This window comes from Lacibacter sediminis (assembly GCF_014168535.1).
Lineage (GTDB): Bacteria > Bacteroidota > Bacteroidia > Chitinophagales > Chitinophagaceae > Lacibacter > Lacibacter sediminis.
Genome location: NZ_CP060007.1, coordinates 3009055 through 3024310, shown reverse-complemented (window position 1 = coordinate 3024310; position 15256 = coordinate 3009055). Strand labels below are relative to the sequence as shown.

Sequence of the window (15256 nt, the reverse complement as noted above, 5' to 3'; positions counted from 1 at the left end):
AAAAATCATCGTTACATGCCCATGTGGCGGAATTGGTAGACGCAGCAGACTCAAAATCTGCCATTCGCAAGGATGTGAAGGTTCGATTCCTTTCGTGGGCACATTTTTTTACCCGCTCTTCATTTGAAGGCGGGTTTTTTGTTTTTCAGATTTATTTATTGTAAAGAATAACTATCAACATTCGCAAGGATGTGAAGGTTCCCTGCCGAATGATTCGGTCAGGCGGGGATTCCTTTCGTGGGCACAATTTTTTTTACCCGCACTTCAACTGAAGGCGGGTTTTTTATTGCCTGCCTGGCGTCCTCGTCTGACGGGAATTTCTTTATATGCTTGTTTACAATTGTCGTCACTAAGTTTTTACGCTTGTTCGTTTGTTTAAATAATAGAGACACAAAAGCATATTTCTGTTTAGCTACTTACGCAATCGTTCCCATCATTCGTTCAAGTTTATGAAAGTTGTCGTTTGTTGAATTCGTAACTTTGAAAGCCGATCGTTCGATCAACATTCGTTAAAATCCCTTGCTGAGCGAACAATTTCGCCTCCCGTTTATTATTCATTACATAATTCAATCACCATGCGAAAAGGAATTGCAGAAGCCCGGAGTGCCACAATCGAATTCAATAAAAAAGCATTAGATCAGTTGCAAAGCAAGGGTTATAAGTTTGTTCAGGTTAAAGGGTTGACAGTTGATAAACATTACGATTACGTAGAACCGCATTTTTTAGTGCTCGTGCCAATGAAGGAACTGCCCACCGATCCTTTGAAAAGAGATATTTACGAACCTATTGGCAGCGACCTTTTATACCAATGGGCAAGTGAAAAAAATGAATACCCTGAAATTGTGATCGCCAATAATCTTTACAATTAAATATGGCAACGTTTTCGTTAAAGACTGTTCAGAAAATTCCTGTTGATATTGAAACAGCCTGGGAATTTTTTTCTAATCCGGCCAATCTTCAAAAGATCACACCTGGTAATCTTGGCTTTAAGATACTATCCAAACATCATGGAGAAAAAATGTATCCCGGTCAGATTATCGAGTATAAAGTAAAACCGATATTAGGAATTCCCATTTACTGGATGACCGAGATCACTCATGTAAAAGACAAAGAATTTTTTGTAGATGAGCAACGCTTTGGTCCATATCAACTATGGCATCATCAACATCATTTTAAAGTGATTGATGGTGGAGTGGAGATGACGGATATTGTACATTACCGCAATCCGCTTGGTTTTTTAGGTAACATCGCTAATGCATTACTTGTTAAAGCACAGCTGAAACAAATCTTTGAATACAGAATTAAAGTGGTTGAAGAATTGTTTGGCAAGTGGCCCACAACACAAACGAATAGTGTGGAATTTCACAAAGCAGCATAAACGAAAAACCGCTTGCATAAAAAGAAAAGCATCCCGACAAAGTCGGGATGCTTTTCTTTTTAGATCGCTTGATGATTGAACGGTTGCACCACCATTTCACTTACCACAGCACTTGTTGGCTGCTGGCACAAAAACCAAATGGCTTTTGCAGCTTCTTCAGCCATCACCATTTTATCCCGCTGCACACGTAAATCGATTGTATCCCAGAAAGGCGTATCAACACCACCGAGAAATAAATTGGTAATACGTATTTCCGTACGCTTCACTTCTTCACGAATACTTTGCATCATGCCGTTCAGTCCGTACTTCGATGCACTGTAAGCCGCAGCACCCAGCATTGGCACTTTGCCAAGAATGCCGGGGATATTAATGATCAATCCTTTCTTTGTTTCTTTCATGCTCGGTAAAAATGCTTTAACCAGAAGGAAGGGTGCATAAAGATTTGTGTGGATGGTTTGCATGAATTCCTCTTCCGTTAAAGTATCGGATGATTTAATGATACCAAGACCTGCCGCATTCACCAATACATCAATGGTTGGATATTGCGCAAAGAACTGTTCTTTTAAAATTGCTACTTCTGCCGGTTTGCTGATGTCGAGTGCCAGTGTTTTGGATGAAGGAAGATTTAATTCATTGGCTAATGCTGCAAGTTTTTCGCTGTTACGGCCTGCAAGGAATAAATGAGCGCCGCTGCCAGCTAATAATTTAGCCACTCTGCTGCCAATGCCGCCCGTTGCCCCAACGATCAATACGTGTTTATTTTTTACCGATTCCATGAAATGAGTTTATGCTTCAACAAAAAAGAAATGCTTTGGTTGAACGATGGCTATAAATAACGTTCACATTTTTTCCAGAAGCTGAAAAAGGAATTGAAGTAACCCGTTACCTGCGGAAACATCCAGTCACGACTGTCCTTTGTTCCTGTATAATGTTCAAAGGCCGGCTGTTCTTTGGAAATGATGACCGCATCGCCTGTTAATTGCAACAGTTCGTTAAACTCTCCGACAAAAAGCTGAACGGCTTCAATGTTCTTTGACAGATCAAGGATGAACTCCAATACTTTTTCACTTACAGGATAACTAGCGAAATGCGAAGGTTCCAGTAACAGTATTCTGTTGGCATCTTCTTCTTTGCGCCAGTTGGGATCGAGATTGTAGGAGTTATAGATCAATACCGGTTTTGATGGATCGATGTTGACTGTATCCGCTTTTGGTAACACCGTTTGTAATGATAATTCAACTGTTTGTTGCAATGCATCCGGGATATTCATCTCCGGTAATTCTTCATAACTCTTATCAAGAAATGTTGAAACTTGATGACTGTTACAATATTTGTTGATATTTTCCTGATTGCAGTAATATTTTTTGGAAGAGAAGACCGCTGAAACCCATTGCCAGCTGCAGTTATTACTTGCAAGATCGCCATCCAATAAATGATAGTACATCCATTTACCTGGTTTATGCCAATGCGCTTTACCGATGTTGCAAACAATGGAGGCCGTGTACATACGTGCATGGTTGTGCATGTAACCTGTTTCGTAGAGTTTGTTGATCTGTTCATCAATGGCTTCAATGCCGGTTGTGGCGTTTGCAACACTGCTGATCATTTTTTCATGTTGAACATCAATCTGCTCTTGTTTTAATGCAACGTTGATGGCAGCTGTACCTCTTGACTGCCATACACGCTGGAAATATTCACGCCAGGCAAGTTCCTGCAAAAACTTTTCTGTTTGATACGGTTTGTAACCTTTCTGCATTACAATTTCTTTCACTTGTTTTACACTGATCACACCTCGTGAAATATAAGGTGAGAGATAGGTGACATCACCATCAATAAAATTTCTTGTTTTCCCGTAACGGATTGGATCAACATTTTCAATCCGTTCAATAATGGAAGAGTAGTCTGTAGGAAATGAAATCATGTTCAGCTTATTTAATCGTACGGCATTTGTAAGCCCAGTAAATCAATATAGGATGTATAACAAGTAAACGAACCCATGCCACCCATGCAGGCACACAAAGTGAATCACTCAAGCAACCGCCTTTCTGTATAAAGTAAATATGTGCAGGTAGGAAAGCGATCAATAAAAACAGGATGGCATTGCAGCCAAGTTTTCTTGTTGAAGGAATGAGCACAGCAATACCTGCCAGTATTTCGCCGAAACCACTGGCATAGTTAAGTAAAGAGTGATAAGGAATGTAATCAGGTATAAGCGGTAAATAAAAATCCGGGTTTATAAAATGATTAACGCCTCCAAGAATAAAGAAAATGCCTAAGAGATAAACGGCAATTTTGGGTAGCTGTTTCTTCATGTTTTTTGTTGTTCTGCTTTAATCAATTGATTGATCATGCCATTGAAAATTAAAAAGTGAAAAGGAACTACACAATACCAGTATAACCGTCCCCAGATTCCTTTTGGACGAAAAGTTGCAACCTGCCTTAACTGCAATTTATTTTTTCGTTTCATGATGCGAAACTCCAGCCATGCTTCGCCTGGTAATTTCATTTCGGCATACAGCAATAAACGTTTTTGTGTTTTATCTGCAACCAGTACCCGCCAGAAATCCAATGCATCGCCTGCTTCGATTTTGTTGGTATTCGTTCGTCCACGACGTAAACCAACACCACCAAAAGCCTTATCAAGAAAACCACGAAGGAGCCAGAGTTGATTTCCATAATACCAACCTGTTTGTCCGCCAATACTCCAGATCTTATTCAGTATCGCATCAATTTGTTCCGGTTTTATCTCCCGATGTTTTACATCTCTGTAACAACCAAACTCAGGCACCCGCATGTATTGCATTAACTGCAAGGATGTTTTGCTGCTGCTGAATGCATCTTTCCAACTGCTCACCACCATGTTTTGTTCAATTTTTTCAAATGCAAGTGACACCGCTTCTTTGTACGTGAATGGATTTATATTTAATTCTTTTTCAAGATTATTCGGTCTGCAAATCACATCCACTTTCATACTGTTAACCAGGTTCACTGCAAGAGAATAGGTGGTTGATGTAAGAAAATATAACCAATAGGAAGAAATGCGTGGCGTCATTACAGGGAGTGTAAAGATGTAGCGCTTCAATCCACGTACTTCTGCAAACTGCAGAATCATTTGTTTATAAGTCAGTATTTCCCTTCCACCAATATCAAAATCATGATTGTAGGTAGACTCTTTCAACATTACACCCATCAAATACTGCAACACATTTCGCACCGCAATGGGTTGGCATTTCGTATTGAGCCAACGTGGGGTGATCATGACCGGTAGTTTCTCTGTCAAATCACGGATTATCTCAAATGATGCACTGCCCGAACCCACAATGATACCTGCACGTAAAATGGTTAACGGAATATTGGTTGCTTTGAGAATTTGCTCCACATGCAAACGGGAGGAGAGGTGTTGCGATAAATGCGCTGCATTAACTATGCCTCCGAGATAAATGATTTGTTGTGTATTTGTTTGTTTGATGAGTCGATTGAAATTTTCTGCACAGGTTTGTTCTTCTGCTTCAAATGTTCCGGCAGCCGATGTTAAAGAATGAATGAGATAAAATGCAACATCCAATTCAACCGGTAACTGGACGGTACCGGGATTTAGAAAATCAATTTCAATGATCCTGATTTTCGGATGACGATACTCTGCATCAAAACGTTCTTTGTTTCTAACACAGCAATAAATGAGATGATCTTCCTGCAACAGCAACTGAATGAGTCGCTGGCCGATATAACCATTGGCACCTGTAAGGAGGATATTCATTGTTTATCGTTTACTGATTTTATTCATACTGATAGTTCGTTGACGGTTACATTTAAAACGGTTCACATCACCACTTCTCAATGCTGTGTGTTTTGTAGAGCGACCGGCCATGCGTTTTCGCCACATGCGAAAGCTCGATGGTTTGCTGTTAGCCCGCATAAAAGCAATCACATCTTTTTCCTTTAAGCCAAACTGCAGTTCAATGGCTTCAAACGGAGTGCGGTCTTCCCAGGCCATTTCAATAATGCGGTCTTTATCTTCTAGTGTAAAATTCATTGGTCGAGTTGTTTTAAAAACTTTTCAGCATTGTGTAAATGTGTTTGCTGTTTTTCAATCGCCATCTTATCAAATGTGTTAATCAACATACCCAATCGTGGATTCTGCAAAAAGAAATCCCGATGTACATGCATGAACCGCCAGAACAATCCATCCCAAACAGTTTGCCAGTTCCCTTTTTCATAATCACTCATCTTCATTAAATAATTACTGCCGCTGATGTAAGGTTTGGTGGTCATCAATCCACCATCTGCAAACTGCGTCATGCCATACACATTCGGCACCATCACCCAGTCGTATGCATCAATAAATAATTCCATGAACCAACGATACACTTCATCCGGATCAAATTCGCAGAGCAACATAAAATTGCCCAGCACCATCAACCGTTCAATGTGGTGACAATAACCTGTCTTCAGTACTTTCTTTATTGTTTCATCAATTGGTAATATGCCTGTAGTACCGTTCCAGAAACTCTCCGGTATTTTTCGTTTGAACTGCCAATAGTTTTTGGTTCGTTGTTTGCTTCCTTCAAGTTCATAAACTATATGGATGAACTCACGCCAGCCCATTATCTGCCGAACAAATCCTTCCAGTGAATTAAGTGGTATGTTGTGTTTTGCTGCTTCCTTCAACACTCTGTCCAGCACCTGTTGCGGTGTAAGCAAACCAGTATTCAACATCGGTGTAAGTACTGAATGATGAAGAATCGTTTCTTTCGTTACAATAGCATCTTCATAAATACCAAATTGCTGAAAGCGTTGCTCAATAAAATCATCGAGCCATTTTTCCGCTTCATCAAAGCTGCAAACAAAAAAATGCGGCGCATCAACAGAACCGTAGTTTTCAGCAAAATATTGTTCTACATATTCTGTTGCTTCTTGGATAAACTTGTTTGGTTTTGGAAAGTTGACAGCCGGAGGCGTTTGTTTCTTCGGATATTTTTCCCGGTTCTCTGCATCAAAGGTCCATTTGCCGCCGAGGGGCTTGCCATCTTTCTCTAACAATATTTTTCGAAGCTTACGTTGATGTGTATAGAAGTCGGTTTGAAAGTAAGTTTTCTTTTTGCTGAAGTAATCAGCCACTTCATCCATCGTATTGATAAATCCGGGTGTGTCATGTATGATGAGTTTGATCTTATGTTGCAGACAGGTTTCTTTAATACGCTTCAATAACCAGTTGTCGGCCACATCAGCAATATGAATTTCGTTGATCTGTTTATTTGCTAAAGAGGTGATCAGACTCCGAACATCATTTTCTTCTTCGGTACTTTCGACATAATTCACCCTGTATTTATTTTCCTTCAGCCATTGTGCATAAAACTGCATGGATGCACGGTGCAACAGCAGTTTCTGCTTATTAAATTTATATTGACGGAAAAACAACCATTCTTCCACCAGATAAACAGAGCGACCACGATTGATGGCCGGGTGTTCTTTAAACAGCTGATGAGGGAAAATTAATGTAACCGAAGACATACGAACAGTAAAACAATTTTCACTACAGAATGTTTAACAATTAAAAAGAACAATGGCTTTCTTCAGTCTTTCAGATATTCAGGGTTGGGAACGTTTTTACCGAGGTAATTTCATCAACAGTCTCAGCGGTTTCAAAAGTGCCAGTTTAATTGCAACAGTTAATAACGAAGGGATCAGCAATCTTGCCATCTTCAGCAATATTGTACACATCGGTGCCGACCCTGCATTGATCGGCTTTGTCAACCGACCAAAGGAAGCCGCTCCACATACCATCAGCAATATCGAAACAACAGGAGCGTACACCATCAATCTTATTCCTGCAAATCTCATTGAACAGGCGCATCAAACAAGTGCAAAATATGCAGAGAGCGAGTTTAATGCTGTTGGTTTAACCGAAGAATTGACGGAATACAGCAAATCTCCCTTTGTGTTTGAAAGTCCTGTGAAATATGCCATGGAATTGAAAGAGATCATACCCATCAAATTCAACAATACATTTTTTGTGATTGGTGCAGTAACAGGAGTCTTCATTGATGAACAGATCTTAGCAACTGATGGTTTCCTCGACCTGGAGAAAGCCAACATCGTCACTTCACTTGGTATTGACGGGTATTACTCGACAGAGAAACTGGCGAGATACAGTTATGCAAAGCCGGGCAAAGAACTCACCCGCATCGATTAAAGTCTTTCTTTATTTTTGATGTATGCAGAAAAAGAAATTGGTGGTATTGACCGGTGCAGGAATCAGTGCCGAAAGTGGCTTGCGTACATTTCGTGACAGCGATGGTTTGTGGGAAGGTTATCAAATTGAAGATGTAGCCACACCAAGAGCGTGGCGAAAGAATCCGCAACTTGTTCTCGACTTTTATAATTACAGAAGGAGGGATGTAGCAGCTGCTCAACCCAACGCTGCACATTTCGGTCTGGCCGAACTGGAACATGATTTTGATGTAACGATCATCACCCAAAATATTGATGACCTGCATGAACGTGGCGGCTCTACCAACGTATTGCATTTACATGGCGAGATTTTTAAAATGCGGAGCGAACGTGATGAAGAGTTGCTGTATGAGATTAAAGGCGATATCAATTTAGGCGATACTGCTGAAGACGGCGCTCAACTTCGTCCGAATATTGTTTGGTTTGAAGAAGCAGTGCCAATGATTGAAGTGGCTGTACCGGTTGTACACCAAGCTGATTTTTTCGCAGTGGTTGGAACTTCGTTGGTGGTGTATCCGGCAGCAGGATTAATTACTGTAGCCGATGATGCCATTCCGAAATTTATTGTTGATAAGAAAATTCCTTACACATCAGCAATACATAATGTAACAGCGATTGAAAAGCCTGCAACGGAAGGGGTAAAGGATCTGCGGGAAATATTATTGCGATTAAAATAAATGACTTGCCCCGGGTTTAAACCCGGGCAAGTCATAAACAAAAAAGCTGTTCCTTTTGGAACAGCTTTTCTTATTGAGAAAGAATTCAATTATTGAAATTTCTTCGCATCTTCTAAAAATTGCGCCAAGCCAATATCTGTTAACGGGTGTTTTAACAAACCAAGGATTGAACTCAACGGACAGGTACAAACATTTGCACCTAACTCAGCAGCCTGGATAATATGCAAAGGTGTGCGGATTGAAGCAGCGAGAATTTCTGTTTCGAAACCCTGCAAAGAATAAATATTAGCGATCTGACCAATCAATGCCATACCATCCCAACCGCCATCATCAATACGACCAATAAACGGAGAGACATAGGTAGCACCTGCTTTAGCAGCAAGAATTGCCTGACCTGCACTGAATACTAACGTACAGTTGGTTTTAATACCGTTGTCACTAAAATATTTTAAGGCTTTGATACCATCTTTGATCATTGGCACTTTCACCACAATGTTCGGGTGAATGGCAGCCAGTTTCTTTCCTTCTTCTACCATGCCTGCAAAATCGGTACTGATCACTTCTGCACTGATGTCGCCATCAACCATTTCGCAAATGGTTTTGTAGTGCTGCATAATTGCATCGGTTCCTTTAATGCCTACTTTGGCCATTAATGAAGGGTTGGTAGTAACACCATCAAGAATACCTAATTCGTTCGCTTCCTTAATTTGTGAAAGGTCGGCTGTGTCAATGAAAAATTTCATGCGTAATGTTTGGTTGTTTTGAAGATGAAAAAATGTTCGTTTGTCAGGGGCATCTTCAAACAGGAAAAGAAAAAAATGGCAGGTTACTTACATCGCACCGCTACAACCGCTTACCCTTGCTGCGTTCCCACCCTGGGGGAGTTCAGCAGGAGCTGGTCGTGCAAGACCTGCCGGCGCAAAGATAAGGGAATGAAGATTAAGTGAAAAGCAGAAAGTGAAAAGTTGAAAGTATGTTTAAAACTCCGTCAGCGGTTGCAAAATCTCACGGCGGTAGAAAATGTACGGCATTCTTCTACTTCTTACAATATACGGTTGTTATTAAAGTTCGGTCTGTTTGCTAATGAGTTCACCTGCGTCATACCAACCAATTCATCAACACGGCCGCCTAATGGTTTGTAGTAAATAAGGATGGTGTACGTATTCTCGGCTTCCCACCAGTTTCCTTCTGTTACTTCCGTACTGATCTGTTTGCTGGTTTTATCTCTTGTTACATAAATATAATCGTACAAGGCCTGCTTCAGAAACTGTTTTGTTTCATACATACCCGTTTCTGCGTTAAACTTTAAACGGTTGGCATCCGTTAATTCATAATTGGTGAATTCGCCAAAGAGATACAAATCTTTGTTGGGTATTTCTTTTCGGTCAGGAGTTGAATAACGGAAATATACCGTTGCATAATCGCCTTGCCAGTAAGGATTGTTCTGTTCAATATTTCCTAACTGGTAAAAACCATTGAAATCACGGTAATACATGTAACGAAGATCTTTCCGCTCGCCTTCGGGTTTTATAAAAAGTGTTTGGCCTGTATTGGTATAATCACCTTTTTCTACACGATCGGTTTGTAAACGAAAACTTGTAAGATCAACCCAGCGCCATTCTTTCTGTGCAGGAAACAATGCCTGTGCTTCGGTATTGTACTCAAGTATATTCTGACGGATAAAAGTTGGCTGCAGATTCGTAATGCTGTTGTCCCAACGGTAATTCTGCAGGATCACTACCTTGATCTGTTGAAAAATATTGGTGGGCTTGATGTTTTGCACGTTTACGCTGAACTGTGTTTTCTGATGTGTTTTAAACACGGTTGAATTAAATGGCTGCACAACAGTTGCACCTGCTGTAACTTTTGGATCGATCACCAGGAAACGTTTGGTGAATGCCACCTGCGATGTATCGCCATTGGTAAATACCCGCAACAGATAGTTGCCGCTGCGTGTGGGAGTTGTATTACGATCGGGCAGGTTGGCCGTATAGTGTGTGTAACGGGTAAGTACAAGCGAAGAGTTACGGTAAGTATTGATACGTACATTCGAAAAGCCTTTCATGTAATCGAACTGGCTCAACATCGCTGGTGTCCAGTCGGCATTGCAAAGTGTGAATGTATAGGAATAATATTTTACATCGGCATCCATGTCATCAAAATGCAGTTCCAGTTGATCGCCGCTGTTAAGTCGTATAATAGGGTAGCTGAGTTGATCGCCTTTTACATGAAACTTTACTGAACGGATATTGCTCCTGTAAATTTTATCAGCTTCCTGTGCCATCAGAGTATTGCTGAAAAAGAAACCCAAAACAAGACAAGCAAAAAGGCGTTTTATCTGTTGCATGATGCGATAATTTAAAACCTGCTGTTACAGAGATTAAAAACAAGAGCAGAAGGTTGCCAACCTTCAAATATTATCTTGAAAAATCAATAACCCGTTACAAGGTTGGCAACCTTATGACAGAAACCATTAGTTTTACAACCTTTCAAAGATAAAGATTTGAACATTGCATCCTTCATAGCACGGCGGTTGGTTTTTCAACGAAACCAATCTTTTTCACGGTTCATCATCCGGTTATCGGCGGCTGCCACAGCCATCAGTGTTGCGGTGATGATCCTTGCGTTTGCATTTGTGGAAGGTTTTCAATACACGGTGAGCAGTAAGGTATTCAGCTTTTGGGGACACCTGCGTGTGCAGCAACAGCAATCATCCGTTTCCGGTTTGGCCGAAGAATTACCTGTTGAGAAAAACGATACGGTGTACAATTCACTCAAAGCTCACCCTAATGTAAAACTGGTGGATGCATTCGCCACCAAATCGGCGATGCTTAAAACCAGCGAAACCATTGAAGGTGTTTTACTGAAAGGAGTGGATAAACAATTTTCCAAAGAACGATTGCAGCCGTTTATGCAGGAAGGCAAGTGGCTGGAGTTTGATGACAGTGTACAGAATAACCAGATCGTTATCTCCACCTACACAGCGAAACAGATCAATGCCAAAGTGGGCGACCGCATTCTCATTTATTTTATTGACAACAACAGTACGGCTCCACGTGTGCGGCCTGTTATGGTAAGTGGCATTTATAAAACAGGCATTGAAGAATACGATAAAACATTTGCCATTATTGATATGAACCTCATCCGTAGATTAAATGGATGGAGCAATACGCAGATCGGTGGTTATGAAGTAACCTTGAACGATTACCGAACTGATTATAAAACAAACAATGAATTGCTGGATGAGTTACCTGTTGTCTGGTTCAGTACACCACTACGTGAAATTTATCCCAACATCTTCGATTGGCTGGCATTACAAAGCACCAACAAAACGGTGATCTTAATTATCATGTGTATTGTGGCGGTGATCAATTTAATTTCCTGCCTCATTATTCTTGTACTCGAACGTTCCCGTATGATCGGGCTACTAAAAGCAACAGGCGCTACTAACAGTCAGGTGCAGGTGATTTTCTGGAACCAGGCGTTGATCATTGCAGTGGTGGGTCTTACATTGGGCACATTGCTCGGTCTTGGTATCTGCTGGTTACAGCAAGCAACTGGTTTTATTAAACTCGATGAGAGTGCTTATTATGTTTCTACTGCACCGGTTCGTGTGTTGTGGTGGCAAGTACTGCTGATTAATGTGGTGACGTTTGTAGTGAGTTTCCTGATTCTATTCATTCCTTCTTTGCTGGTAAGAAAGATGAGCCCGGTGAAGGCGTTAAGGTTTGAATGATAACAATTACGAGGTACGAACACCCAATTGTGGTTAAGGCGATGAACTGTTCCATTTTAGCTTTTGATGTATAGTAATAAACGAAAGCAACATGCTTGATAGGATGAAACATATACTACTGATACTCCTCTCGCCATTTCTTTTCTATGCCTGTATTTCGCATGATGTAGAACAGATTGATTGTTCTAATATTGACCGAATCGAAATTGTTAATCGACTAGGAGATAGCGCAATACCCCGTTCAATCATTATCGTTGATAAAGAATCTAAGAATAAATTTTGCGAGTTGATAAATGACAGGACATTTGCTGGAAGCTTTGAGTTAAAAATGAATAAAGGTTTTTTTGATGCAACTGTTATTATGAATAATGGGAAGAAATATAATTTTAATACAATAGAAACTTTCGATTACGGCATTGTCATTACTTATAAAATGCGACATTATAAGCAGATGTATATTCACGATTTTATTTATGACCAGTTTCGAAAAAAGTGAGGAGCTCCGAAAAATACCTCATCAGATTTCTCGTTCCTCGAAATGACAAGAGATGATGAGCATTTGTACACAAGCCCGGCAAAGCTGTCATCCCGACGAAGGAGGGATCTGTCGGCAAACCATTGCTACATAATTTTGCCGCAGAGAAATAAGAACGCAGAGGATTTCGCAGAGTTATCTCTGCGCCAAATGATAACTGCTTTCGTTTTTATCAACTTGCCAACCACCCATAGCGCTTAACTCTTTTTCCCTTGCAATCATTGTCGATAAAAGTATTTCAACAGGGTTCACAATTTCTTCATCTTTCAGTTTCCTAAAATCTTATTCCTTCAAGAAAATTAATTGCATTAAACCGTAAATTCGCTTTTCTCGAATTAGTAGCCCCGTTTTTGCATTGTAGCTAACAGATTTTAAATACGGCGTAAATGAAAAAATTCAAGAACGGCTTTTTCTATATAACGACCATTGGTGCATTTTCTGTTTTAATGTATTGGATCATCCTGATGGGCATTAAACTGGAACAGGGCAGACAGATCAAGATCGCTGTTTCTGAAAAAAAAAAGTGGGACGATTTTACCGATTCTCTTCTTCATAACCTGCAGCATCCCTTAGCGATTCTGTTGGCGCAAATTGTTACCATCATTTTTGCCGCACGTTTTTTTGGATGGGTATTTAAGAAAATCGGGCAACCAACCGTCATCGGTGAAATCATTGCCGGTATTGTGTTGGGCCCATCTGTTATTGGAACTGTTTTTCCTGAATTCTCAGCTACGTTATTTCCCTTACAGTCGTTGGGCAATCTGCAATTCCTGAGTCAGATAGGTCTTATCCTGTTCATGTTTGTGATTGGTATGGAGCTTGATCTTAAAGTGCTGCAAACAAAAGCAAAGGATGCGGTGGTTATCAGTCATGCAAGTATTGTTTTTCCATTTGCGTTGGGTCTTTGGTTAGCTTATTTCATTTATCAATCATTCGCTCCGGTTGGTATTCAGTTCATCTCATTCGGGTTGTTTATGGGTATTGCCATGAGCATTACAGCGTTTCCTGTGCTGGCAAGAATTGTGCAGGAGCGAGGCATTCATAAAACAAAGCTTGGTACTATTGTAATCACCTGTGCTGCTGCTGATGATATCACAGCGTGGTGCATCCTTGCTGCAGTAATCGCCATTGTAAAAGCAGGTTCTATTGTAAGTTCATTCTACACTATTTTATTAGCAGTTGCTTATGTTTTGCTGATGATAAAAGTGGTGAGGCCGTTTTTAAAACGTGTAGGTGATCTGCATGCATCAAAAGAAAGTTTAAGTAAATCAATTGTTGCCATCTTCTTTCTAACGTTGATCGTTTCTTCTTACGCAACTGAAGTGATCGGTATCCATGCATTGTTTGGTGCTTTTATGGCGGGTGCCATAATGCCGGAGAACATTAAATTCAGAAATCTCTTTATTGAAAAAATTGAAGATGTAGCTGTGGTGTTGTTGCTGCCGTTGTTTTTTGTATTCACCGGTTTGCGTACACGGATAGGGTTGCTCAACGATCCTTACTTATGGAAAGTAACCGGACTAATTATCCTGGTGGCGGTGGTAGGAAAATTTGCAGGCAGTGCATTGGCTGCAAAATATACCGGACAAACCTGGAAAGACAGTTTAACCATTGGTGCATTGATGAACACAAGAGGGCTGATGGAGCTTGTAGTGTTGAATATCGGTTATGATCTTGGTGTGCTCACACCTGAAATTTTTGCCATGATGGTGATCATGGCATTGGTCACCACATTTATGACAGGGCCAGCATTGGACCTGATCAACTGGTTGTTTAAATCAAAACAGGAAGAACCTGTAACAGAAATAAAAGTGATCAGCAAATTCAAAATACTTTTTTCATTTGGCAATCCTGAATCGGGGAAAGTTTTATTAAAGCTGGCAAACAGTTTAACCGGAAGAAGGAAGGACAGTGCTGCTTTAACGGCTATGCATATTTCTCCAACAAATGAATTGCACCAGTTTGATATTGATGAATACGAAAAGGAACTATTCGAACCGGTTGTTGCGGAATCCGTAAAGGTGGATCAGGAGATCACCACTTTGTTTAAAGCATCGGCCGATGTGGACAGTGAAATAACAACTCTTGCTAACAAAGGCGATTATGATCTGCTGTTGATTGAACTGGAAGAGTCGATCTATGAAGGGAGTTTTTTGGGTAAGTTACTTGGCTTCACCACACGCATCATCAATCCTGAAAAATTACTGAACACTGTAACAGGTAAAGAAAATTTATTCGGAAACTCCACATTTGATGAAGGCACAAAATTGATCTTATCGAAATCAACTATTCCTGTGGGCGTTTTTATTGATAAGAATTTCGAAAAGACGGATCATATCTGTATTCCGTTTTATGATGAGAAAGATGCTTTTCTCATCAGCTATGCACAGAAATTTATTGAGAACAACGGAGCGCAGGTGGTTATTCTCGATACGGAAGGGCATATCAAAAACAATCCGCACATTTTGGAAAAAATAAGAGAGGCGCAACAGGTTTTACCCAATCATATCTTACTCATTACACAAACAGGTGTGGAAAAAGAATTCCTGAAACAGCAGGATCTGATACTGATCAGTTTTGAAAGCTGGAAGAAAATGGTGGAGAGTAAAAGCCGTTGGCTGCAAAGCATTCCATCAACACTTATCGTATCAACAAAAGAAGAAGAACAATAGTGTTTGTTTCCGGTTATGGCAGGAAAT

At 40.4% G+C, this 15256-nt stretch carries 14 protein-coding genes, 1 tRNA gene and 1 other RNA gene; 7 read left to right on the top strand and 9 right to left on the bottom strand.

Annotated features, from left to right (window positions below; genetic code table 11):
• The first annotated feature begins 17 nt into the window (after positions 1 to 17).
• The 3 genes from H4075_RS12820 (at position 18) to H4075_RS12810 (ending at position 1378) form a co-directional block, all read left to right on the top strand.
• Positions 18 to 101 (top strand) — tRNA-Leu (locus H4075_RS12820).
• Between the two features lie 474 nt (positions 102 to 575).
• A complete protein-coding gene (locus H4075_RS12815; RefSeq protein WP_182801236.1) occupies positions 576 to 869 on the top strand; it encodes a hypothetical protein in 294 nt (97 codons plus the stop codon).
• A gap of 2 nt (positions 870 to 871) precedes the next feature.
• A complete protein-coding gene (locus H4075_RS12810) occupies positions 872 to 1378 on the top strand; it encodes an SRPBCC family protein (RefSeq protein WP_182801235.1) in 507 nt (168 codons plus the stop codon).
• Between the two features lie 59 nt (positions 1379 to 1437).
• Here H4075_RS12810 and H4075_RS12805 read toward each other — a convergent pair whose 3' ends face one another.
• The 6 genes from H4075_RS12805 to H4075_RS12780 are packed head-to-tail and all read right to left on the bottom strand — an operon-like array spanning position 1438 to position 6889.
• Complete coding sequence (locus tag H4075_RS12805) at positions 1438 to 2154, bottom strand: SDR family oxidoreductase (RefSeq protein WP_182801234.1); 717 nt, start codon at positions 2152 to 2154, stop codon at positions 1438 to 1440.
• A 50-nt stretch (positions 2155 to 2204) separates the two neighbouring features.
• Positions 2205 to 3299, bottom strand: a complete 1095-nt coding sequence (locus H4075_RS12800; protein ID WP_182801233.1) for an FAD-binding domain-containing protein — start codon at positions 3297 to 3299, stop codon at positions 2205 to 2207.
• 7 nt (positions 3300 to 3306) lie between these two features.
• Entirely contained in the window at positions 3307 to 3690 is a 384-nt protein-coding gene (locus H4075_RS12795) for a DoxX family protein (RefSeq protein ID WP_182801232.1), read from the bottom strand.
• A complete protein-coding gene (locus H4075_RS12790; protein ID WP_182801231.1) occupies positions 3687 to 5135 on the bottom strand; it encodes an SDR family oxidoreductase in 1449 nt (482 codons plus the stop codon). The genes H4075_RS12795 and H4075_RS12790 overlap by 4 nt, the downstream gene beginning before the upstream one ends.
• A gap of 3 nt (positions 5136 to 5138) precedes the next feature.
• Entirely contained in the window at positions 5139 to 5411 is a 273-nt protein-coding gene (locus tag H4075_RS12785) for a TIGR03643 family protein (RefSeq protein ID WP_182801230.1), read from the bottom strand.
• Complete coding sequence (locus H4075_RS12780; RefSeq protein ID WP_182801229.1) at positions 5408 to 6889, bottom strand: cryptochrome/photolyase family protein; 1482 nt, start codon at positions 6887 to 6889, stop codon at positions 5408 to 5410. The genes H4075_RS12785 and H4075_RS12780 overlap by 4 nt, the downstream gene beginning before the upstream one ends.
• A 52-nt stretch (positions 6890 to 6941) precedes the next feature.
• On the opposite strand from H4075_RS12780, the gene H4075_RS12775 reads away from it, so the two are divergent.
• Together H4075_RS12775 and H4075_RS12770 are read left to right on the top strand one after the other, a co-directional pair.
• Positions 6942 to 7571, top strand: coding sequence for a flavin reductase family protein (locus H4075_RS12775; protein WP_182801228.1), 630 nt, complete (start codon positions 6942 to 6944; stop codon positions 7569 to 7571).
• 22 nt (positions 7572 to 7593) lie between these two features.
• Complete coding sequence (locus tag H4075_RS12770) at positions 7594 to 8286, top strand: SIR2 family NAD-dependent protein deacylase (RefSeq protein ID WP_182801227.1); 693 nt, start codon at positions 7594 to 7596, stop codon at positions 8284 to 8286.
• An 89-nt stretch (positions 8287 to 8375) separates the two neighbouring features.
• On the opposite strand, the gene fsa is transcribed toward H4075_RS12770, so the two are convergent.
• From fsa to H4075_RS12755, 3 genes are all read right to left on the bottom strand, one after another.
• A complete protein-coding gene (gene fsa / locus H4075_RS12765; RefSeq protein WP_182801226.1) occupies positions 8376 to 9029 on the bottom strand; it encodes a fructose-6-phosphate aldolase in 654 nt (217 codons plus the stop codon).
• Positions 9030 to 9102: 73 nt separating this feature from the next.
• Positions 9103 to 9202: signal recognition particle sRNA small type (gene ffs / locus H4075_RS12760), an RNA gene on the bottom strand.
• Positions 9203 to 9328: 126 nt separating this feature from the next.
• The gene (locus H4075_RS12755; RefSeq protein WP_182801225.1) at positions 9329 to 10633 is read right to left on the bottom strand and encodes a type IX secretion system plug protein; all 1305 of its coding nucleotides are present in this window, start codon (positions 10631 to 10633) and stop codon (positions 9329 to 9331) included.
• Between the two features lie 156 nt (positions 10634 to 10789).
• Between H4075_RS12755 and H4075_RS12750 the strand changes: the two genes are divergently transcribed.
• On the top strand, positions 10790 to 12022 hold the full coding sequence (locus tag H4075_RS12750) for an ABC transporter permease (protein WP_182801224.1): 1233 nt from the start codon (positions 10790 to 10792) through the stop codon (positions 12020 to 12022).
• Positions 12023 to 12943: 921 nt separating this feature from the next.
• Positions 12944 to 15229: a cation:proton antiporter gene (locus tag H4075_RS12745; RefSeq protein WP_182801223.1), complete on the top strand. Its 2286-nt coding sequence runs from the start codon at positions 12944 to 12946 to the stop codon at positions 15227 to 15229.
• The last annotated feature ends 27 nt before the right edge of the window (positions 15230 to 15256 follow it).